The sequence below is a fragment of the Aliiglaciecola lipolytica E3 genome (assembly GCF_000314975.1).
Classification (GTDB): Bacteria; Pseudomonadota; Gammaproteobacteria; order Enterobacterales; family Alteromonadaceae; genus Aliiglaciecola; species Aliiglaciecola lipolytica.
This window is the reverse complement of the sequence record NZ_BAEN01000022.1, coordinates 158,304-181,883: the sequence shown is the minus strand read 5'-3', so window position 1 is coordinate 181,883 and position 23,580 is coordinate 158,304. Positions and strand designations below refer to the sequence as shown.

The following is a 23,580-nucleotide window of genomic DNA, read 5'->3' as shown; positions in this document are numbered from 1 at the left end:
TTAAAATATCTATTCGGTATAGCGGCATTTGGGAAAGCTGGAACATCCCAAGAAGGTATTTCCTGCATTGGTGCCACGCTTAGCTTGCCGTTCAACTAATTCACTGCCACACCTTGGGCATGATGCCTGTTGGAGCGGTGCTATATTGGGCTCTGCTTGGACATCTTTAACGAGCAACAATAGGTCATTTCCAGAAAGTAGCTCGATAGTCTTATCAGATGCGAAATCTATCGCCTGTTGGGTAAATTTACCTGAACAGATGACAATAACCTTGTCTGCATTACTGGCGGTTAATACACCAAACATCTCGCGTACCACACTGACACCAACTTTTTGTGCCTTCCATTGTTTGCACTGAACAAGCATACGCTCTTCGCCTTTTCTCAGTTCTAGGTCAATCCCACCGTCAGCACCAAAACCACCTTCGGTTACTCGATAACCTTGTCTTCGATAGGCTTCTGCCACTAGCTCCTCAAAATTTCGCCAATGCAATTGCCGAATGGTTTCGATACTTTTTTGAGCATCTAATTGCTTGGCTTTGCGACGCGAATTAAAAAACGAAAAAGGCGCAATGAGTAATATGAAAATTGCAAAATAAGGCGCAGGAATAGCGATTGCCTTAAATACCATGTTGATAAGCTGGTTATCAGTTTCAACAGAAGGCAGTACCTGACCCATTACAACATAGGTAATTGCTGCTGTTATAACCGACACCCACCACGGTGCTTGGAAAAGAAGGTTAGCAAAAGAAGTATTTTTTCTTGGCATAGTTGAACATCCTTGTTAAATATCGAAAATATAATAACTCAGGCAATGTCTTGATTGGGTATTAATTCCAATCGTGTAGTATCGTTTAATAATGAAATGTTCATTCCTGACAGATAGGAGAGGCAAACATGGACGTGTTTATCGGTATTGATGTCGCTTGTGCTAAAGGTAAGTACCTGCCACTGGTGATTTGTACTCAAGAAAATGGGCGATTAATACCGTTCCCGTTAGCCAGCTACCCAATAAAACCACCGAGAGGTTTAGGCAACGCACGGACCTTGGATGACAAGGTTAATCAGGCATTTGCAGAAAATGTCGCCAGTTACATAGAAACGGTATGCGACGCATTCTATTTAAGCCCAATCCGAATAGGTATCGACTCTCCGCTTCTGCCAAGGGATAACCATCTTGATCGTAGATTTGCAGAACAGGCCCTCGATAGAGCGAGTATTAGTTGTTACACCACTCCTTCTGCCGATGACTTTAAGGTGATTAAAGCAAAAGGTATTGCACATCTTGAGGCGGGTAAGCCAATACAAAACCTACCACATGCCCACCAAATCTTTATGCTGTTGGGTTTTGCGTTGAACGAACGGCTAAGCAAAGTCGCCGAATGCATCGAAGTCTATCCCCACGCGACAGTCAAACAGTTAGGTGTTGCTGACATCCACAAAAGCAAAGGAAATCAGGCAGAATTGCAATTGTCTGCCATGTCGCATTACACCGGTTGGCCTAAAACTGACGACGATTGGTCGCAAGCAGACAGTATGTGCCTTGGACCGATGCATGACAGAGTGGACGCCTACAGTGCGGCATGGGTAGCAAGCTTACCTGAACAGGAACGCATCTGTTTTGGTGACCCTGAGAAAGGCGATGCTATCTGGATACCAAAAGTTGAGCCGTTTAACAGTCCAGCGATAAAGCTACCGACAAAGCCTAAACCCACAACAAAGAAAAAGCAGTCTGTTTCTAATGCAGGCCATCAGCGTTCTTGTCCTGCCTGTCATCAACATGAATTTAAACGCTGGCCGTTTGGATGGGATGCGCATGCCGCGCATCGATGCACTGGATTAACAGAGGTCGAGCCTGAGGCAAGAAAGAAGGAGTTTAAGCGCCGATTTATGAGCAGTTAGACGCGTATATTCTTTACAACCGTCTCAAAATAAACCACACTGGACTAAAGTATAGAAAAGTACACAGGGACGATGCTCGACTCCATCAGCTTTGCTCAAAAACAACGCCTTGCCTACATCGACTTTTGCCTATTGTTCAAAGGTGCGATTTATCGTCAGGACTTAATTAATCGTTTTCAGGTCGGCTTATCGGCAGGCTCACGCGATTTTAGTATTTACAAAGAGCTCGCGCCGGATAACCTGTCTTACGATTCGCGAGAAAAACGTTACTTTCAGACGCCTCAGTTCAAGCCTGTTTTCGAGCACGACGCAAGGCGTACCTTAACCAAACTTGCCAACGATATCTCAGACGGGTTTGATGCAATAGGCGATATACACTTTCCAGTAGAAGCACCATCCAGTCTGAATGTCCCAGACATCTTTATCGTTGCGCGCCTTGTTCAGGCTATTCTCAATAACAAAGCGGTTAGCGTTATTTACACGTCACTTTCTAGCGGCTCGAATGCCAGAGAGCTCGTACCACATTCCATCGTGGACAATGGCCTACGCTGGCACGTTCGCGCCTTTGATCGTAAGAGTCAAAGCTTCCGAGACTTTGTGTTAACGCGCATTAGCAAGGTAACAATTAAAGACACGCCTAACGAAGATGAAAGCGCCCAAGCAGATACCGAATGGCAGCGCCTTATACCACTTCAGCTTGTGCCGCATCCGAAGAATGTTGAACATCCAACCGCGATAGAAATGGATTACGGCATGGAAAACAAGCAACTTCTTATCGAGGTACGGGCGGCAATGGCTGGTTACCTGTTAAGGCGGTGGAACGTGGACTGTACCGAGCGAGGCACATTAAAAGGTGCGGAATATCAACTTTGGCTGCAAAACCGTTTTACGCTCAACAATGTGCAAAACTTGGCGATTGCACCGGGGTATGAAGCTAAAGGTAACGGAAGCGGAGGTGGTAATTGATCCTTCATTGCACCAAAAAGCTTTACGCCAAGTTACCTGAGAAGGTGAAAGCTACAGAACAACCTGCGACTGCTATAGGCATACAGGCGCAGTGGCTCAATTGGCATGCAAACCTGATCGCTATTCAGCGTAGACAGTGTGTCATCGCAGTGCATGATGCGACGCGTTTCACTTTGTTTATCCCATGCCTAACCAAGAAAGACTTCACAAACCTTGATTGGCATTTTAACGACGTGTTTATTAACACCTTGCTGAAAAGCGATTTGCCGCCTGAACTGGTTGATGCCGCTGCGACGAACTACCAACCACTTACGTTCGATACAATCTGCAATCGTTCGGTGCAAGGTACGATGAATCAGGTGTCTCAGGAAATTGATTATGGATTGTATTACAAGAGCGCCTCGGTAGCGGGTATCAACCCGTACCGATACAGCGCAGATTTAAGCCATAGGCCCTGTGGCGTAAAAGGTCAGAAAGATTACATATGGCCAGATAGAGAAATGGCCCAGTTACTACAAAAATTACCAAATACAAATGCCGATAGTGCAGCAAGTATGAATCTGCACTAGTGGCGAATGGAACAAGAATATGGAAACAAGCAATGAGTAAAACAACGAAAAAGTCATCAGCTAATAAGAAAGAAATCGTCTTTGAAGAAGCCCTATGGGATGCAGCCAATAAGCTTCGTGGAAGCGTTGAATCAGCAGAATATAAGCACATAGTTCTCAGCCTTATCTTCCTCAAGTTCATCAGCGATAAGTTTGAAGCCCAACGAGAAAAGCTTAAAGCAGAAGGCATGGGCGACTATGTTGATATGGTTGAGTTTTACACTAAAGATAATGTGTTCTACCTACCTGAAGAAGCCCGCTGGTCGACAATTCAAAAACAAGCCAAGCAAGACGATATCGCGGTTAAAATTGACACTGCATTACATACCGTAGAGAAAACCAATCCATCGTTAAAAGGCGCATTGCCTGATAACTACTTTTCGCGTTTGTCGTTGGACGTAAGCAAGCTCGCCGCACTCATTGACACCATTAATAACATCAATACCGTGGCTAACGAATGCGACATGAGCGAGGAAGACTTAGTAGGTCGAGTTTATGAATACTTCCTTGGTAAGTTTGCCGCTAACGAAGGAAAAGGCGGTGGCGAGTTTTATACACCGAAGTCTGTGGTTACCCTGATCAGCGATATGTTAGAGCCCTACAAAGGCAAGATATACGATCCGTGTTGTGGCTCAGGCGGTATGTTCGTGCAGTCGTTAAAGTTTATCGACAGTCACAAAGGCAATCGCAAAGATATTTCCATTTACGGTCAGGAATATACCAACACCACTTATAAACTGGCGAAGATGAACCTCGCGGTTCGGGGTATCTCTGCCAATCTCGGTGACATTGCCGCAGACACTTTCTTTAAAGACCAACACCCAGACCTAAAAGCCGATTACATTATGGCGAACCCACCGTTTAATCAGAAGCAGTGGCGTGCCGACAATGAACTCACCGACGACCCTCGATGGGCTGGCTTTGACGTACCGCCAACAGGTAACGCTAACTATGCGTGGATCATGCACATGATTTCTAAGCTTAGTGAGCACGGTACGGCAGGCTTTGTGTTAGCGAATGGTTCAATGAGCTCTAACACCAGTGGTGAAGGCGCTATTCGTCAGAAAATCATCGAGAACGACCTCGTCGATTGCATGATTGCGCTTCCCGGCCAGTTGTTCTACACCACACAAATCCCTGTTTGCTTGTGGTTTATCAGTAAGAATAAACGTGAAGATAAAGAGCGGGGCTACCGCAACAGACAAGGCGAAACACTGTTTATCGATGCCCGAGAAATGGGCAGTATGATTAGCCGTGTGCACAAGGAACTAACTACCGAAGATATCGCTAAAATTGCAAACACTTACCATGCATGGCGACAGGATAACCAATCCATTGAACAGGCACTCGCAGAACAACAAAACGACGCCCCGACACAAGAGCTGCTAAAGGAACACAAGCAGCTTGATTCATACGAAGATATTGCCGGTTTTTGTAAATCCGCAACCTTAGACGAAATAAAAGCTAACGATTACGTGTTAACGCCAGGTCGATATGTCGGTGCCGCCGCCATTGAAGATGATGGAGTTCCATTTGAGGCGAAAATGCGTGAGTTAAGCCAAGCTTTATTCAGCCAAATGGAAGAGGCTGAGCAATTGGATCAAGCTATTCGCCAAAATTTAGCGGGGTTGGGATATGCAAAATAACTGGCGAAAAGTGCCCCTGAAAGACTACTGCATAAAAATCGGCAGCGGAGCAACTCCGAGAGGTGGAAGTAGTGTATACAAAGATTCAGGTGAGATATGCTTGATACGCAGCCAAAATATATACAACGAAGGATTTAAACACGACGGCTTGGTTTATATAGACGAAAAAGCAGGAGAGAAGCTTAATAATGTCGTATTAGAACCATTAGATATTCTTCTTAATATTACTGGCGACTCCGTCGCTCGTGTTTGCTTGGTAGATATAAATGTACTTCCAGCTAGAGTTAATCAGCACGTAGCTATTATTCGCCCAAAACCATCAGAGTTTGACGCAAGATTCCTTCGGTACTATTTGGCTTCTCCTTATGCCCAGAAGTTATTGCTAAATTTGGCTAGCGCAGGCGCGACACGGAATGCGCTAACCAAGTCGATGATTGAGGGATTTGAAGTCCCACAGCCAAAATTAGAAATTCAAACTTATATAGCTGACCACTTGGAAACTTTGGACAACAAAATCCAATTAAATCAACAAACCAACCAAACCCTAGAGCAAATGGCGCAGGCGCTTTTTAAAAGCTGGTTTGTCGATTTTGACCCGGTAGTGGATAACGCGCTAGCGGCAGGTAATCCAATACCCGAAGAATTGGCCTATCGAGTCGAAGTTCGCAAAAAGGCCAAAGCGTTACCTGACTTTCAGCCTTTGCCAGAACATATCCGAAACCTATTCCCCAACGAGTTTGAGCAAACAAGTGAGCCTAATGTTGGTATAGATGGTTGGGTGCCGAAGGGATGGGCATTAGGAGTGTTAAGTGATTTGATGGTTTTGCAAAGAGGGTTTGATCTACCAAAGCACTCTAGGACAGATGGTGAATTTCCACTAATGGCGGCAAGCGGCCAAGATGGAACGCACAATCAAAGTAAGGTAGCAGGTCCCGGTGTAGTTACAGGTCGAAGTGGTAAACTGGGAGTTACGACATTTGTTGATGAAGATTTTTGGCCACTCAATACGACACTTTGGATAAAAGAGTATAAGGCATCAAATCCTTATCATGCGTTTTTCTTTTTACAATCTTTACCTTTAGAAGAATTCAACTCAGGCTCTGCTGTTCCTACTCTGAATAGGAATCATGTTCATAATTACACATGTTACATCCCATCAATTAATGTTGCAGAGGCTTTCAAAGAGATTGTTTCTAAATACTTCAATAAGGTATCTAAAAACTCAAAACAAAATACTACTTTGATGCATATTAGAGACTGTTTGCTTCCAAATCTGATCTCCGGCGAAATCCGACTAAATTCAGCAGGAAAAAGCGGTATCGATCAAAAGGCTGAATTACAGGGAGTGTAAGTATGCTGAATTTCACCGAAGCACAATTAGAGGCGGCAATTATCGAGTTGCTAGAAGGACAGGGATATCCTTATGTGCCAGGTAATCAGATTGCGCGTGCGCCTACCGACGTTATCATTAAAGATGACCTGCGTACGTTTTTAGCCAAGCGATATACCGATGATGATATTACCAGCGGTGAAATCGACAGTATAATACGCCAGATTGAGCTTCTGCCTGCCAGCGATCTATACGAAAGCAATAAAACGTTTTGTAAATGGCTAAGTGATGGTTTTCTGCTTAAGCGAGAAACTAGTAGCGAAGCAGGTAAAGCCTCCCAGAAAGACTTGTATATTCAGCTTATTGATTACGATAACGTGGTCGAGTCACTGCTTCCAGTATTACTAAGCGGCAAGTACGAAACAAACCTTATAGAGCAAAACCATCAACAAAAGGTGGCCGAGCAACACCCTGAATTCGAAACGATAGTTTCAGCCACTAAAGACAGCAATATCTATAAAATCGTTAATCAGCTTGAGATAGAAGGTGCTGAAGGCGAGCTTCGCATACCTGATGGCATTCTGTATATCAACGGCTTACCTATCGTGGTGTTTGAGTTTAAAAGTGCGATTCGTGGCGAAGAAGCCAGCATTCACGATGCTTACGTGCAACTCACAACACGATACCGCAGAGACATCCCCCAGTTATTTATCTATAACGCACTTTGTGTCATTAGCGATGGCGTTAATAACAAAATGGGTAGCTTGTTTGCACCTTATGACTTCTTCTATGCGTGGCGAAAGGTGACAGGGAACGAGTCGATTGAAAAAGACGGCATCAGCTCATTGCATACACTGTTGGAAGGTTTGTTTGATAAAGCGCGTCTTCGTGATGTGATACGTAACTTCGTGTTCTTTCCTGACACCTCAAAACATGAAGTGAAAATTGTCTGTCGCTATCCGCAGTATTATGCCTCTAGAAAGTTATACCAAAACATTAAAGACCATCGTAAGCCAATAGGCGACGGTAAAGGTGGTACTTACTTTGGGGCAACGGGATGCGGTAAGAGCTTTACCATGCAGTTTCTAACCCGCTTGTTGATGAAAAGTGTTGAGTTCGAAAGTCCAACCATAGTGCTGATTACAGATAGAACCGACTTGGATGACCAGCTCTCCCAACAGTTTACCAATGCCAAAGGTTATATTGGCGATCAGACTGTAGAGTCGGTAGAAAGTCGTTCTGATTTGCGTGCTAAATTACAAGGCCGCAACAGCGGCGGTGTGTTCTTAACCACCATCCACAAATTCACAGAAGATACCCAGCTATTGACCGAACGAAGCAATGTAATTTGTATCTCAGATGAGGCACACCGAAGTCAGACTAATCTTGATCAGAAACTGCGCATTGTGGAGAAAGGTCCTAATGCAGGTGTTAAACGCACTTTCGGCTTTGCCAAGTATTTGCATGACTCGCTACCTAATGCCACCTATGTGGGCTTTACAGGTACACCGGTAGACGCCACCTTGGATGTGTTCGGTCAGGTGGTCGACAGCTATACGATGACAGAGTCTGTCAAAGACGAGATCACCGTTAGTATTGTGTATGAAGGTCGCGCAGCCAAAGTGGTATTGAACAATGCCAAATTAGAAGAGATTGAAGCCTATTATCAGCAATGCGCCGAAGACGGCAGCAACGAACACCAGATTGAGGAAAGTAAGAAAGCCTCAGCGAACATGACGGCTATTTTGGGCGACCCTGACCGTATAGAGGCTCTGGCGAAAGATTTTGTAGCGCACTACGAGCAGCGACTATTAGAAGGCTCAACCACCAAAGGCAAAGCCATGTTCGTGTGCAGTAGCCGCGAAATCGCCTGGCAGCTCTATCAAGCACTTAAAGACATTAAGCCCGAATGGTTTGAAGTATTGGAGTGCGAAGCAGGCGCAACACTGTCTGAACAAGAAAAGAAAAAGATTAAGCCGATAGAACGGGTAAAAATGGTAATGACCCGTGGTAAAGACGATCCCAAAGTATTGTGGGATTTACTCGGTACCAAGGAAGATCGTAAAGAGCTTGATCGTCAATTCAAAAATGAAAAGTCCAATTTCAAAATCGCCATTGTGGTGGATATGTGGTTAACCGGTTTCGATGTGCCATTCCTCGACACGATTTACATCGACAAACCCATACAGCGCCACAACCTGATTCAGACTATATCTCGTGTTAACCGCAAATACGAAGGCAAAGACAAGGGGTTAGTCGTTGATTACATCGGTATAAAAAGCCAGATGAATAAAGCGTTGGCTCAATATGCCAAGACAGATGAAACCAATTTTGAAGATATCGCCCAGTCTGTCGTGGTGGTGAAAGATCATTTAGACCTTCTTGCCAAGCTGACCTACGGCTTTGATGCCAGCGACTATTTCACTGGCAAACCTATTGCTCAGTTGAACTGTTTGAATAATGCTGCTGAGTTCGTGCTACAAACCAAAAAGCTTGAGCATCGCTTCATGGCATTGGTGAAACGATTGAAGGCAGCCTATGACGTTTGCTGTGGTAGCGAGAAACTTAACCAAAAAGACCGAGACCTGATCCACTTTTATCTTGCAGTGCGTTCCATCGTGTACAAGCTAACCAAAGGCAATGCGCCAGATACTGCGCAGATGAATGCCAAAGTACGCGAAATGATCACCGAGGCCTTAAAGGCTGATGGCGTAGAAGAAATCTTCAAGCTTGGACAAGGCCAAGATGGAATAGATATCTTCGACGATGATTACCTTGCCAAGATAGAAAAGATAAAGCTGCCAAATACCAAAATACAGTTACTTCAGCAGATGCTGGCAAAAGCCTTGGGCGAGTTCAAAAAGGTTAATAAAACTAAAGCGTTTGACTTTTCAGAGCGATTTAAATCACTGGTCGAAAAATATAACGAGCGAAAAGAAGAAGACGTTCTGGTGAGCAAAGTACTGGAAGATTTTTCAGACGAAATCATCAACATGTACAACGACCTCAGAACCGAAATGAACTCCTTTGAAGATATGGGCATCAACTTCGAGGAAAAAGCGTTCTATGACATCCTGCTTGCCTTAGCCGCCAAATACGACTTCAACTACCCCGAAGATAAATTACTAGAGCTAGCCAAGGCTGTAAAAGAAGTTGTAGACGACAAAGCCAAGTACACCGACTGGAGCCAACGCGACGATATTAAAGCCGAGTTGAAAGTGGACTTAATCATACTACTAGCTAAGCACGGCTACCCACCAGTCGATCGCGACGAGGTGTACAAGGAGATCTTCGAGCAGGCTGAGAACTTTAAGAAGAATAGGGAGAAAGTATGAGCAGTAAGACGCGGGTAGACATGATCATCGAGACGTTGCGTGATCATAAACGTGAGAAGCTGACCGCACGTGATCTTGCTCAACTTATTAAGATTTTGAACACGCACTAATTTAAGTAGGGAAGAAATATGACCATGCCTAGGCCTGTGCGCCTATTTCATATTACCGCTATTGATAATCTTGAAATGATTTGTCGGCAAGGAAGCTTACTTAGTAATACTAAAAGTCAGCAGCTCGGTTTGCAATATCATAATATTGCTCATAGCGGAGCCCAAGGGGCTAGGGCGATTAAATCTGTGAGCAATCCACCCGGAGGCTTGGTACATGAATTTGTGCCTTTTTATTTCGCGCCTCGATCACCAATGCTTTCTGCCATTCATAATGGAACAGTTCAGAATTGTAATTATGAGCAAACGGATATAATTTATTTTGAAACAACAATTGAAAACGCTCTGCACAATGGTTTGCAGGAATTTGTTTTTTATGACCGAAATGCGACGCTAGATTACAGTCAGTGTTTTACTGACCTAAATCTCTTGGCAAGTTCTGTCGATTGGTTGACAATGACCGAGTCTCCACGGTTAGACGGGTTTTGTAAGTACTTTATGAACTCTCATGCCAATCCAAGGTATGTGGATCGAGGAGAAAAAAGGCAAGCAGAGTTTTTGATTAAAGAGCAGGTGCCCTTGAGTTGGATGACGCGAATTGGTGTAGCCAATGAGGATAAGGCAACTGAGGCTAGATCAATCCTAGCGCAAAGTAATATTAACTTAACCGTCGATGTAATGACTGATTGGTACTTTTTGGGACAGTAGATGACGATAATTTCCACAAAAGGGGATCTGCTTAAACAGCAAGATGTTGATGCCATTGTCAACACGGTTAACTGTGTCGGCGTAATGGGAAAAGGCATAGCACTACAGTTTAAGAAAAAGTGGCCTGAGAATTTCAAAGCGTACGCCGCTGCTTGTAAACAAGGTGATGTAAAACTTGGGCAGATGTTTACATTCGAACTTGGTGCTCTAGCAACTCCCCGTTATATCATCAACTTTCCTACTAAGGGTCACTGGAGAAGTGCCTCGAAACTGGAGGATATTGAATCGGGCTTAAAGAGCCTTGTAGACAATATTCAAAACAAAAATATTAAATCAATTGCTATACCACCTTTGGGTAGCGGTTTAGGCGGGTTGCCTTGGATTGAAGTGAAGAAACTAATCTTTGCTTACTTAGAACCAATTGATGATTTAGAAGTCAGGTTGTTTGAACCCAACGATAGCATTAAGGCAACACAGTTAGACATTAATACCCCCAAGCCAAAGATGACAGCCGGACGAGCGGCTATTTTGGCCTTGTTAGAGACTTATCGTTCAGTAAATTTTGGTTTATCTAAAATTGAAGTGCAGAAGCTTGCTTACTTCCTTCAAGAAGCTGGCGAGAATATGAAGCTTCAGTTTCAAAAAGATACTTATGGTCCATATGCTGACGCTCTAAGGCACGCACTCAATACTATGGATGGGCATTATATTCAGGGTGTCGGTGATGGTGTTGTGGAATCAGAAATAAGGCCAATCGAATCAGCTTTGGAAGATGCTAGGCAGTTTCTTGAAAGTTCAAATGAGACTATAAATAGTAGAATTCAAAGAGTGGCAGAATTAATTGACGGTTATCAGTCACCATATGGTGTTGAGCTTCTTTCTACTGTCCATTGGGTCAACAAGAACGAGGGAGCTTCGAATCCGAACGAAGCCCTTAGAGCTATCCATAAGTGGAACGATCGAAAGAAGGTACTGATGACGCCTTTACATGTTGAAGCGGCTTGGAAGCGACTTGAACAAACCGGATGGATTCACTAGTAATTTGATTGCGGAACTAGCTGCTGTTAATCACCGCCGACATCAAAAATGTTCGCAGCGATAACAACTATAAATAGCTCCATTTTAATATGAATTAACACTGACTATTTTATCTGAGCATTGAAAGAAATCGTCGTTCCTGCCGAGTTGCTAGCGATCAGCAACTCACACCCCATCAGCATTGCTCGCTCATGCATCGAGACAACACCTAAGGAAGAGGGGGCACTCGGTTGCTCGAAACCAACACCATCATCTTGGATTGTTACTGCCAAATTGGATTGCCCATAGTCTAATTGTATTTTTACTAAAGAAGCATCAGCATGCTTTATGATGTTGGTTAAAGCTTCTTGAATAATGCGATAGGTATTTATTTTTAAAGTATACGGCAATGCATCGATTGAGCCTTTTGCATCTATTTCTACTTTTAGGCCAAGCCTCTTCGCAGATTTGATAATGTCTGAGTTGCGGATAACCTCCTCAATAGGCAATGTGTCGATACCATGTGGCCGTAGTTTCCCAATACTTTTTTTCATTGCATGATGCAATGCGTCAAGCTTATCTGAAAGGTTGTCAAAAAAAGTAAAGTTTGGGCTACTTGAAGTTTTGGCTAAGCTAAGTTGTAACTGTAGTTCAACAATTCGATGACCAAAATCGTCATGAAGATCCCTCGATAATCGCTTTCGCTCATCTTCTTGAGAAGAAATCAATTGATTGGTTAGACGGTGAATGTTGTCCAAAGCGTCTGTAAGAAGAGTGTTCTTAGCGTTTATCTTGTCATTCGACAGCTCAAGTCGACGTTGCATTTGATTTGTCTGATAAGTCGCCGCACCTAGGATAAGTGAGCTTATAGACATGGCAATAACATAAAACTGATGCTCAAGTGGTGTAACGTCTGAATCAATTGATGCTACGAATGCCGTTATTCCTATCAATAGGTTTGAAAAGGCAGCCCCCACAATCGCGTATCTGTAAGCTAAAAATAAGGCAGGAAGAATAGCAAGGTGTTTCAAATGCTATGAAAAATCAAAACCACTCGTTAGAAACAAGTGAGACACAACGAGCGTGAGAAGCCACATTGATACAGACAATGCCAAACCTGACGAATATCCATTTCGCTGTGTGGAACTCAATAGTAATAGGAGCGGTGATAAAACGAGAATGCCAACGATATCACCAAGCGTAAATTCAAAAAGCGTCGACCAAAAATGTTGACTTACTTGTGAACCTTCAAATGCTTTTCTTCCCAAGAACAGCAGACCGAAAGACATGCTCATTATCAAGCTATAAATGAGAAACGAGATCGTTGATTCAACAGAGGCAATGTAAGGTGCGGAGAATTTTCTTTTAATGACCCAAGCTCCAGCCATAATGACGCATGGCGCGGCTATAAAATGAACCAAATACCATCCGACAGAGCCACTGAAAAAGTAGTCTTTATCTAAAGCCGCATTCGGACTAAACAGAACATAAAAAAGTACTTTTTCACAGACGATAAGCATTGGCCAACTGCGGTAAGGAGCAATGATGAACGCTGCTAGTCTGAGACCGGCTGGAAGATACCAACTCACTGTGTTAACTACAGTTTCAAGTTGAGTACTCAAATACCACAAGCCATGAAAAGTGGTTGAGTATAAAGCGCCCCAAAACAGAAATTTAAGGGTTAAGTACTGCCTCGAATATCGGACAACGTTTTCTGTTACATCTTTTGCACTTAAGACAGGTTTCAAATTTAATTCCATCAATTTTGTAAAAGTGTTAAGGCGGTCTGAGGTCTGATATTTGCCTGAGCAAGCACGGATAATGATGCCTGCTGTACTATCTGGCTTTTGCTCAACTCAGCGGTCTCAACGGCATAATCAGTATCTTTAATTCGACTTCTTGCGGCTTGGACATTTTCTTCGATATTTGAAAGGTTTCTAATCGTAGACTGAAATCGGTTTTGTAAAGCGCCGAGTTCTGCTCTGAAAGAACCTATTCGAGAGATTGCACCATCAATTATCGATAAATTTGATTCAAAACTATCTGTAGATAGTGAAGTTAAGAAGTTAGTTGAAATACCAGTTAATGAGTTGATGGTGGCTAAATCGCCTGTCGGTCCAATTTTGAATGCGATTGAAATTGTACTCCCTGACAGTAATAAGTTACCCCCTGTAGCAGCAACAGAAGCACTTCCTGGAATTAATGTAGGATCGGTTATCAAATTTATTGCATCAGCTATTGCAATAGCATTTGGACCGGACCCGCCTGGCAAATTTAAAGATGGTAGGTTTACAAATCCTTGATTATCAACACTAACTTGTAACCCTGCCAAAACACCTGAGGAGCTAGGTACTGATGCGAATACTCCCCCAGGCACGGTCCCTAGAGAAATTAAGTCACCTCCATCGTCGTCGACAATCGTAGGAGAATCCGGTGTTCTTACATCAAGTCCTCCTATGCCAATATTTTCAGTGCCGAACCCCCTGCTGGTTGCAAGAGACACGGTGATATTTTGTCCTGCATTTGCACCAACAAGAAACTGGCTGCTGTATTGGCCATCGAGCAAGTTCTGCCCAGCGAATTGCGTTGTTTGCGCAATTTTGTCAATCTCCTCTTTAAGCTCAGCAACTTCCTTTTGAATTGCTTGTAGATCGCTACCTGAGTTAATTCCGTTTTGCGCCTGCACCGCCAAAACACGCATGCGCTGCAATGCAGTTGTTATCTCTTGCATAGCACCATCAGCCGTTTGAACTACAGAGATGCCATCATTGGCATTTCTAACTGCCTGATTAAGCCCGTTCACCTGAGTTGTCATCCGGTCTGAAATTTGTAGCCCTGCTGCATCATCTTTGGCACTGTTGATACGAAAGCCAGATGACAAGCGTTCATAACTTTGAGTGAGAGAACTTTGAATGTTACCCACTTGTCGAGTCGCTCCGAGCGATGGCACATTTGTATTGACGAATATGCTCATAACTCGTCACCTCTCCTAACACAGCTTTCACGTTCGCAACACAAAGGTCACAACGAATGTTTTTGTTGTTTGGAATAGGTAACGTACAATTAAAAAATAACTGCATAAGTAAGAGCTTTATGCGTTCTAAGCGGATTGCTTAGTTTTGTGAGACGTTGAGAATATCCTCAACATCCAAAATACCTTCTGCAAGTGCAAGCCGGAGTAATTCAAACTGAGAACTGGCACCAAGTTTGTTATAAATGTTGGTGCGATGAACCATGATTGTTTTTGGCATGGTATTCAATACTTTGGATATTTTCTTGGGCGGTAAGCCTTTTGAGAGATGAAGAAACACCTCTTTTTCACGGTCGGTTAATCCATTGAAAGAATTATTTTTACTGAATGCGAGTGAATTACTTATATCTGAACTCAGATAGTTATCACCATTTTCTACAGCTCCCAACGCTGCCATTAACTCTTTTGTGGCCGCAGTTTTGGTGACATAACTATCTGCTCCTAATTCCAGAGCTTTACTTACATATCCTATGTGATCATACATGCTCAACATGACACACTTTATATGGGGGTAGAAAGATTTAATTTTCTGAAGAATACTGAAACCTGACTCAATTTTTAGTGAAATGTCTAGGATTGCCACGTCGGTGTTATCAAATAAGTCATTGCCATTATAGTTCGGTAATTGAGATGCAGAATAAATAACTTGCCAGCCAAACTCTTGTTCTATTAGGCCCTTTATTCCGTCACGGATAACTTCATGATCGTCAATTAGAATGATATTCACATTTTCTCCTTTTCTATATTTCATTCTATTGAGATTTTTTCGTAATGAGAATAAGCCTTAGGCTTAGATACAGCCGCGTGTCTTATACTCAGCTGCCCATTCTTTAAATCGTTTCTCATCGCGTTCCATATTTTTGGAATCCACAGTTTGCCTTTTTTTGGACTTTGGCAGTGGCTTCTCTTTGTCAAATGTCACACCTGACAGGGCAACTGCAAACATCTCAGGTTTAACATGACTGTAGTGCTGCTCAATCATGGCGACGCTGGTGCCACATTGTTTGGCAATGACATCCATAGTCTGACCATTAAGCAATTGCCATGTAATGTAAGTGTGTCTAAGCGAGTAGAGTGTACGTGGCCCCATAGGGGATTGCTTTAGATTTTCACGTTGCAGCACTTTTTCAAATGCTTTGCTCAACTGTGGAGTAGACTCTCCGCTCGCTAATCGCATCAATATGTCTGTAGGTTTTCTGTTTGGGAATCGCTTCCTGAGTCTTATAAGGGCGCCAATCACGTCTTTTTTGCAAACTACTTTTCTGGTACCAGTGTGTTTGGTTGTTTTACCCTTCCGTACGTGAATAAAAAATTGAGCCTTTTCATTCTGGCTGCGTAATTCAATATCACCCCACGTTATGGCCTCCATTTCAGTGCCAGGTCGAATTCCTGTGTTTACTGCAATCTCGCAGTAGTCATAAAGCAGCTCTCGAATTTGTCGTGTTTTTTCAGTATGGGCATTGGATTCACTCTCATATATGCCTTCGAGTACAACTTCATACTCTTCCTCTGAGAACGCCGCTCGTCGAGTACCCGACTCACCTTTAGATGATAATACTGGCACTTGAGCGGCAATCATCCACCTTCGTTCAATTGCTTCCTTAAACACTAATTGGAGTGCAGCATTATGAGTTTGCAATGTGGATGAAGCGGGTTTTCTTCCTAACTTATTAGCACGCCATTCGTCAAACTCACTGATTGCTTCTTGGTCTACGTTTGTGATGTACTTCTTGCCAAAGTAGGGGATATGGTAGTTTTTGAGTGCACGTGAATAATCATGGAAAACGGGGTCATTGTCCTGTCTCTTAGAGCCAATCCGATCATTAGCTTCAATATAGTCGACTAGCTTTTCAGGCGGCACTTGTTTTGACCTTAGTGCCTGCTTCATTGCGAATTCGGCTTCTAGTTTGTCAATTACGTTATCTGCAATATGTTTGAAGCGTTTACTTTCAATTAGCGTTCCTGCTTCAAAGCGAATTTCTTGGTCAAGGTAGATTCGATGAGCCATAGCAATGGCTTCATCCTTATCTTTTTTCTTGGTTGATTTGGTACGCCACTTGGTATCTTGTTCGAATCTAAAACGCACATACCAACGCTCGCTGTTATCCTGTTTATAGATATACAGCGTGTCATTGATGTCATGCCGAGCAGTGTATTTAGCCATGCTGATAGTAGATCATGAATCAACAAATTATGCAAAGTTTTTGCAAAGCTAATTTTTATGCATGTAACTATTTGATTTTATAAGTTGTTTGGCGAAGCTGTTTATTGAAAATCCGCGTGTCCCTGGTTCGATCCCGGGTCGAGGCACCATTTATTCCAAGAGCCCTGCATGAAAATGCGGGGCTTTTTCGTTTAGGATTAAAACAAAAGAATCGTACCAGCGCCACGCTCGTGTCCCGCTGCTGCGCGTGCGTATCGACAACGAGTCTGGTTTAACAAATACCTTTACTGTTATTCACAATGTAATTTCATATAAACAAAAATTAACTACATTAGCCTCATCTAATAGTTAGTTTGGGATTTTCATCTATTTGATATTTAAATTAAATTTAAAAATTTAAAATCTATTTCACTTTTTAATTTCCTGACATCGCATTTTTGTTTTTTTTATACATTCATAAAAACCTCAACCTTAAATTGTTAAATATATGTTGAATCTTTATTGTTTTAAGTTTATAAATATAAAAAGACAACGTTGTTTAAATGAATTGCACTCACATAAACAGGATGAGATACATGATAAAGCCAAAATTAAATCAACTATCGTTAAGCATAAGGGTGGCGTTATTTAATTGCTCTTTAATGTTCGCGATCCCTGGCGTAACGCATGCGCAGGATGTTGATAACCAAAATTCCCAAGTACCAGCAGGCGAAGATAATTCTGCCAATTATGAAGATATCGAGGTTATACAGGTTAGTTATGGTTACAGCTCAGTAGAAAAATCTGATTTAACAGGCGCTATATCAACAGTAGATTTATCGGAAGTTGTTGATTTACCAGCTGGAAACATAATGCAAAATTTGCAGGGGCGGGTACCTGGTTTACAAATCACCACTAATGGCAATCCCAGTTCAAGCGCAACTGTGCGTATACGTGGGCAAGGCTTAGGTCCATTAGGAAACAATGATCCCCTATACATTGTAGACGGCATTCCAACCAAAGGTGGCATGCACGAACTAAATGGCAATGATATTGCTGATGTGCAGGTACTACGTGATGCAGCTGCGGCGAGTATTTATGGAGCGCGCTCCGGCAATGGTGTCATCGTTATCACTACCAAAAAAGGTTCCGACGACTTTAACGTCAATTTCAGATTCAACCAAAGTTTTGAGGATTATTCTTTTGATCTTAACCCGTTAACAACTACCGAACGTGGGCAGGCAGTATGGCGGGCAGCCGTAAATGATAGACGAAATCCAGATTCAGTCAGTCCTTTATACACCTATGATTGGAATGAGGATTTTGATAATCCTGAATTGAATAGTGTCATTTTACCCGCGTTTACTGATGCAGACCAAGTGCAGCGTCCAGCAAATACAAACTGGTTCGATGAAGTCACGCGCTCTGCAATGACTACAGATATGAATTTGTCGATTTCAGGTTCAAGTGATACATCACGATTTTATGCTTCAATAGGTTCGTTTGAAGCGGAGGGTATTGTAGATGGTTCGCAATTTGAGAGATTGTCGTTTCGCGTGAATTCAGAACACGAGATTATTAAGGACAAAGTTACAGTTGGTCAGAACTTTACAATTACCAATCAACGAGAAAATCTAGTTAACGCGCTTGCTGGCAATATTTTAGGCCTATCTATAGAGCAGCAGTCTATTGTCCCTGTTTACAATGAAGAAGGTGGTTGGGGAGGGCCGGTATCTGGCATAACCGATCGTGATAATCCAGTTCGTTTAATTGAAATGAATAAAGACAACGTTAATCGCTATAACAAGATTATGGGTAACCTCTACATTGAATATACACCGATTGAAAACCTTAAACTACGGAGTAATTTTGGTGTTGATTACGGACAACTTTATTTTCGAAACTATACTCGCAGTTTTCGGGCTGGGAATTTAAGTTTTGGCGATTTATTAACAGTAGATGAAAATTGGAACCGTAGTTTAGTGTGGTCGAATACCGCAGAATACAAACTAGTTCTGAATGATGATCACAAGTTTACCTTTTTGTTAGGTACTGAAAATATTGAATTTGATACAGAGTACACGCGTGGATTCGGTTCAGGCTTTGCATCTGATGACCGTGATTTTGCATTTTTATCCCAAGCCACTGACGATGTCAGAGTAGAGGGGGGAGGAGATAGTTGGAAAATTAATTCCTACTTTACTCGTGCAGATTATAATTATGACAAACGTTATTTAGCTGGTGTGACTCTAAGACGAGATGGTTCGTCGCGTTTTGGTAAAAATAATGAGTACGGTAATTTTCCTGCAGCCTCTGTAGGGTGGGTTGTTTCGAACGAAGAGTTTTTTGATATTGAACTAATTTCGTCGCTAAAGTTTCGTGCCAGTTGGGGTGAAACAGGAAATCAGGAAATTAGTACAAGTGCTACCAGTACAACTTATCAACCACGCTATGCCACTCAATCACTATTTACGGACCTTCAGGATGAAGGTACTGCTTATGATATTACAGGGGCTAATTCAGGTACGTTACCTTCTGGTTTTACACGGGCTCAAACGGGTAATCCGGACTTGAAATGGGAAACTTCAACACAAACTAACTTCGGTGTCGATTTCAGCCTTTACTACGGTACGGTTTACGGCAGTTTTGATTATTTTGAAAAAGAAACTAAAGACATACTTACTCTTACTCAACCGATTGCTACTTTGGGTGAAGGGGCCCAAAAGTTAGTTAATGGTGGAACGATCGAAAATGTTGGTTACGAATTCATTATCGGATACGAAGATTTTGTGCAATTTGATTTCCTAGCAGAAGAGTTATCATTTGACCTTACCTTTAACATTTCAAAAGCAGATAACAAAGTTATTTATTTACCCACAGATGTGGTCAACTCATTTGGTGGAAATGGACAAGACAAAACTATTGTCGGTCATTCAATTAATTCTGTATTTGGCTACATTGCTGATGGTTTGTTTCAGTCCCACGAAGAAGTTGATGCTCATGCTGAACAAGCAGGAGCAGGTCCAGGTCGCATTCGTTGGAGTGACCTCAATAACGACGGCGTAATTGATGAGCAAGATCAAGATTTCTTTGCAAGCTCAGATCCCGATTATATCTACGGAATGAATTTTTCGGTGAGTTACGGAAATTGGGATTTCAACATGTTTTGGCAGGGAGTTGAAGGTGGTTATGTTCGCAATAACTGGCGAACTTTTACCGACTTTACGTCACTGAATATTGGTTCTAACTATGGCGATCGCGTGTTAACCGCTTGGACCCCTGAAAATACGCAGTCAGATGTACCTGCTCTCACTTTAATTGATAACAATGGCGAAGGTCGTCAATCAAGCTTTTTCTACGAAGACGCTTCTTACCTTAAGTTGAGAAACCTTTCAGTGGGCTACACGCCCGATGAATCTTTACTCAATGATTACGGCATTAAGTCTGCTCGGGTTTACTTGCAGGGCTCTAATTTACTGACAATTACGCCTGACGGCACGTTGAGTCAGGATCCTGAAACACCGAATGAAGTATTCCCGGTAGCGAGACGATTCACAGTGGGAATAGAGGTAACGTTCTAGATGAAACTTGCCTTGCAAAGAACCCGATTAAAGTTCAGAAATCAGAGAAAAATTATGAAAAATGTATATCAATTATTGACAAGTAGTTTACTCGCGCTATCGGTTATTTCTTGCGGCGGGGGAGATTTAGATGTACCTCCAAAAGCAGTATTAACCGAATCTCAAGTAACCAACGCTGAAAATATAGATGGCTTGGTAATAGCCGCTTATTCTTATTTAGGCAACGATCATTACACCGCACCAATGTTTTTATGGCCAACAGGTAATTTACGTGCCGGTGATGCCCATAAAGGGGGAAATGGTCCTAGTGATATTTTCGCTTATCATGCCTTATCCATGTTTGCGCCGTTGGTGCCTGATATGGAATCTTTTCCGCCTGACTTGATTGACCTAAATAATAAAAAGTGGACCCGCAACTATACAGGTATTTCTAGGGCCAATGCCGGTCTACAAGTCATCGCTAATGCCGATGCGTCATCTATCCCAGACGCGGCAGCTAAACAAGCTGAACTACGTTTTATTCGTTCTATTTTTTACTTCGACTTGAAAATTCATCATAAGCATATTCCGTGGATTGATGAAACTATGACACAAGAGCAAATTCTGGCGACCACTAACCGAGATTTAACGGATCAGCAACTATGGGACAAAATTGCCGATGATTTTCGGTTTGCTTCGCAAAATTTGCCTGATGTGCAACAAGAAGTAGGTCGTGCTTCAGCTTTGTCTGCCAAAGCGTATTTAGCTAAAACCTTACTATATCAAGCTTACGAACAAAACGATGTACATGAGGTGGTTTCTATCGACCAAGAAAAACTCAATGAAGTCGTGAGCTTGGTCAACGATATTGAAGCTTCAGGCGTGTATGCATTATTGGAGGATTTTGGTAATAATTTTCAAGCTGAATATGACAACAATCAAGAATCTGTTTTCGCGATACAGCGTTCCCTCAATGATGGCTCGCCAGATGGTCGTGGCTCCTGGCCTACAGCCTTGAATGCCCCTCAGGCTGGTGGCTTTGGCTGCTGTGGTTTCCATGTTCCTACTGAAAACTTTGTCAATGCCTTTAAAACTGACAACAACGGCTTGCCTTTATTTACCACGTTTAATGATGCTGTCTACAATATGAACAGCGATCAAGTGGACCCACGTCTTGACCATACCGTTGCGATGGAAGGTAAACCGTTTAAATATGACGCTAGTTTAATTCACGGTGGTGATTCTTGGGCACGTGCACCTGGGATTTATGGCAATTTTACCAGTATGAAGGAGTTAGAGCATCCGGAGTGTGATTGTCGTGGTGAAAATGGCCCCTTTACTATCTGGTCTATGAATACGGTTTTAGTCCGCTATGCCGATGTGCTTTTATGGAAAGCCGAGGCATTGATTCAGCTTGATCGTTATGACGAAGCTTTGCCGATTATCAATCGCCTGCGCACTCGCGCAGCCAACAGCACTGATATGCTAAATGATGCCAGTATCTACAACATCAAACCTTACAGCAGTTTTGCCACTAAACAAGAAGCCTTTACTGCTTTGCGTTGGGAGCGTCGTCTAGAGTTAGGTCTTGAAGGACATCGCTTTTTTGACCTTGTGCGTTGGGGGGTTGCAAAAGAAACCCTTGATACCTATTTCGCGATTGAACGCGGCAGAAAGGCCTATCTCGACGATGCGGCTTTCACTAAAGGTAAACACGAGTACTTGCCTATTCCAAATCAGCAGGTCAATTTGAGCGGCGGAATTTACGTTCAAAATCCCGGCTATTGATTTTATTTAATATCGCTTAACCGACAATGAGCTTGTGTCGGTTAAGCGCTTGAAAACAGTAAATGAAGAGTAATTATTATAATGGGTAAAATCGCCTTTTGGTCTATCACTGTCGCTGTCGCTGGATTTTTATTTGGTTTCGATACTGCAGTTATTTCAGGTGCTGATAAGCCAGTTCAGGCTTTATGGCAATCTTCTAATTTATTTCACGGTTTGTTTGTCATGTCGTCGGCATTGTGGGGAACTGTCTTAGGGGCATTAGGTGGCAACTATCCTTGTGACAAATTAGGTCGTAAACCAACATTGGTTTTAATTGGTCTGTTGTATTTGGTTTCGGCGATTGGTTCTGCCTTAGCTCAAGACCCTTATACATTCGCAATATTGCGGTTTATTGGCGGCATTGGTGTGGGTATTTCTTCTATTGTGGTCCCAGCATATATTTCTGAAATAGCGCCTGCTAAACATCGTGGAAGGCTTGTAGCGATTTATCAATTTCAAATAGTGTTTGGGATTTTGATCGCTTTTTTATCTAACTATTTGATATCAGGTATTTCAGACTATGACTGGCGCATTATGCTGGGAGTTGAAGCCATCCCAGCTTTGGCATATTTCCTGTTAATTATCCGTGCACCAGAGAGTCCGCGTTGGCTCATATTACATGGTAACAATGTCAACAAAGCCAAGGACGTGTTGCGACAATTGGGTGATGACGATGCAGATAGTATTGTCGCTGCCGTTCAAACAGAAGTAAATACACAAAAAACCGCTAAGTTATTCTCAAAACACTATACCTTGCCAATGTCGTTGGCTTTTTTGATTGCCGCTTTTAACCAGTTGTCGGGAATTAATTTTATTATTTATTATGCGCCACGCGTGTTCGAGCTAGCTGGTTTAGATGCCAGTTCATCCTTATTGTCCTCTGCCGGTATAGGAATTGTTAATTTGGTATTTACAATGTTGGGCATTTACTTAATTGACAAAGCAGGACGTAAAACTTTGATGTACCTAGGGTCGGTCGGCTACATCATTTCTCTTTCCGTGGTGGCTTGGGCGTTTAACAGTGGTCAAGGAGGCATGCTGGTGGTGTTTTTTGTGTTTTTGTTTATCGCCTCACATGCAATCGGTCAAGGAGCAGTTATTTGGGTATTTATTGCCGAAATATTTCCCAATAGTGTGCGTTCTAAGGGACAGTCACTTGGTTCGGGCACACATTGGGTATTTGCGGCGCTCATTACTCTATTTATGCCCTTTTTCTTAGAGCAGTACAGCCCAGGGGCGGTGTTTAGTTTCTTCACTTTTATGATGTTTTTGCAACTCCTATTTGTGTTTTTCATGATGCCTGAAACCAAAGGTAAATCATTAGAAGCGCTTTCTTCCAATTTATCTAACAATCAAAAGGCGCAAAGCTAATGAGATGGATACTATTACTTTCGATCAGTC

General features: G+C 42.6%; 17 protein-coding genes. 11 read left to right on the top strand and 6 right to left on the bottom strand.

Features of this window, described 5'->3' with window-relative positions; genetic code table 11:
• Positions 1-9: 9 nt before the first annotated feature.
• Entirely contained in the window at positions 10-768 is a 759-nt protein-coding gene (locus tag GLIP_RS05305; RefSeq protein ID WP_008843560.1) for a DUF2034 domain-containing protein, read from the bottom strand.
• A gap of 128 nt (positions 769-896) precedes the next feature.
• Between GLIP_RS05305 and GLIP_RS05300 the strand changes: the two genes are divergently transcribed.
• From GLIP_RS05300 to darG, 8 genes are all read left to right on the top strand, one after another.
• A complete protein-coding gene (locus GLIP_RS05300) occupies positions 897-1,901 on the top strand; it encodes a DUF429 domain-containing protein (protein ID WP_008843559.1) in 1,005 nt (334 codons plus the stop codon).
• Positions 1,902-1,973: 72 nt separating this feature from the next.
• Positions 1,974-2,867 (top strand): WYL domain-containing protein, encoded by an 894-nt coding sequence (locus GLIP_RS05295; protein ID WP_008843558.1) that lies wholly within the window; start codon positions 1,974-1,976, stop codon positions 2,865-2,867.
• On the top strand, positions 2,864-3,436 hold the full coding sequence (locus GLIP_RS05290) for a DUF6933 domain-containing protein (RefSeq protein ID WP_008843557.1): 573 nt from the start codon (positions 2,864-2,866) through the stop codon (positions 3,434-3,436). The genes GLIP_RS05295 and GLIP_RS05290 overlap by 4 nt, the downstream gene beginning before the upstream one ends.
• Before the next feature lie 32 nt (positions 3,437-3,468).
• Entirely contained in the window at positions 3,469-5,121 is a 1,653-nt protein-coding gene (locus tag GLIP_RS05285; protein ID WP_008843556.1) for a class I SAM-dependent DNA methyltransferase, read from the top strand.
• Positions 5,111-6,472, top strand: coding sequence for a restriction endonuclease subunit S (locus tag GLIP_RS05280; protein ID WP_083880066.1), 1,362 nt, complete (start codon positions 5,111-5,113; stop codon positions 6,470-6,472). The genes GLIP_RS05285 and GLIP_RS05280 overlap by 11 nt, the downstream gene beginning before the upstream one ends.
• A gap of 5 nt (positions 6,473-6,477) precedes the next feature.
• Complete coding sequence (locus tag GLIP_RS05275; protein ID WP_040521991.1) at positions 6,478-9,786, top strand: type I restriction endonuclease subunit R; 3,309 nt, start codon at positions 6,478-6,480, stop codon at positions 9,784-9,786.
• Between the two features lie 128 nt (positions 9,787-9,914).
• Complete coding sequence (darT, locus tag GLIP_RS05270) at positions 9,915-10,601, top strand: type II toxin-antitoxin system toxin DNA ADP-ribosyl transferase DarT (protein WP_008843552.1); 687 nt, start codon at positions 9,915-9,917, stop codon at positions 10,599-10,601.
• Positions 10,602-11,639, top strand: a complete 1,038-nt coding sequence (gene darG, locus GLIP_RS05265; protein ID WP_008843551.1) for a type II toxin-antitoxin system antitoxin DNA ADP-ribosyl glycohydrolase DarG — start codon at positions 10,602-10,604, stop codon at positions 11,637-11,639. It abuts the gene before it with no gap.
• 104 nt (positions 11,640-11,743) lie between these two features.
• On the opposite strand, the gene GLIP_RS21325 is transcribed toward darG, so the two are convergent.
• From GLIP_RS21325 to GLIP_RS05245, 5 genes are all read right to left on the bottom strand, one after another.
• Complete coding sequence (locus GLIP_RS21325; RefSeq protein ID WP_052154933.1) at positions 11,744-12,649, bottom strand: sensor histidine kinase; 906 nt, start codon at positions 12,647-12,649, stop codon at positions 11,744-11,746.
• Positions 12,650-12,652: 3 nt separating this feature from the next.
• Positions 12,653-13,366 (bottom strand): MASE1 domain-containing protein, encoded by a 714-nt coding sequence (locus tag GLIP_RS21320; protein ID WP_161602040.1) that lies wholly within the window; start codon positions 13,364-13,366, stop codon positions 12,653-12,655.
• A gap of 11 nt (positions 13,367-13,377) precedes the next feature.
• Positions 13,378-14,592 (bottom strand): flagellin N-terminal helical domain-containing protein, encoded by a 1,215-nt coding sequence (locus GLIP_RS22435; RefSeq protein WP_008843550.1) that lies wholly within the window; start codon positions 14,590-14,592, stop codon positions 13,378-13,380.
• A 139-nt stretch (positions 14,593-14,731) separates the two neighbouring features.
• Positions 14,732-15,376 (bottom strand): response regulator, encoded by a 645-nt coding sequence (locus GLIP_RS05250; RefSeq protein ID WP_008843549.1) that lies wholly within the window; start codon positions 15,374-15,376, stop codon positions 14,732-14,734.
• A gap of 63 nt (positions 15,377-15,439) precedes the next feature.
• Positions 15,440-16,813, bottom strand: coding sequence for a tyrosine-type recombinase/integrase (locus GLIP_RS05245; RefSeq protein WP_008843548.1), 1,374 nt, complete (start codon positions 16,811-16,813; stop codon positions 15,440-15,442).
• Positions 16,814-17,388: 575 nt separating this feature from the next.
• Here GLIP_RS05245 and GLIP_RS05240 point away from each other — a divergent pair.
• The 3 genes from GLIP_RS05240 to GLIP_RS05230 all read left to right on the top strand — a co-directional run bounded on the left by GLIP_RS05240 (position 17,389) and on the right by GLIP_RS05230 (position 23,550).
• Positions 17,389-20,373, top strand: coding sequence for a SusC/RagA family TonB-linked outer membrane protein (locus tag GLIP_RS05240; RefSeq protein ID WP_008843547.1), 2,985 nt, complete (start codon positions 17,389-17,391; stop codon positions 20,371-20,373).
• Positions 20,374-20,427: 54 nt separating this feature from the next.
• Positions 20,428-22,140 carry a RagB/SusD family nutrient uptake outer membrane protein gene (locus GLIP_RS05235; RefSeq protein ID WP_040521988.1) on the top strand — a complete coding sequence of 571 codons (1,713 nt, stop codon included), beginning with the start codon at positions 20,428-20,430 and terminating at the stop codon, positions 22,138-22,140.
• Positions 22,141-22,221: 81 nt separating this feature from the next.
• A complete protein-coding gene (locus GLIP_RS05230) occupies positions 22,222-23,550 on the top strand; it encodes a sugar porter family MFS transporter (protein ID WP_008843545.1) in 1,329 nt (442 codons plus the stop codon).
• The last annotated feature ends 30 nt before the right edge of the window (positions 23,551-23,580 follow it).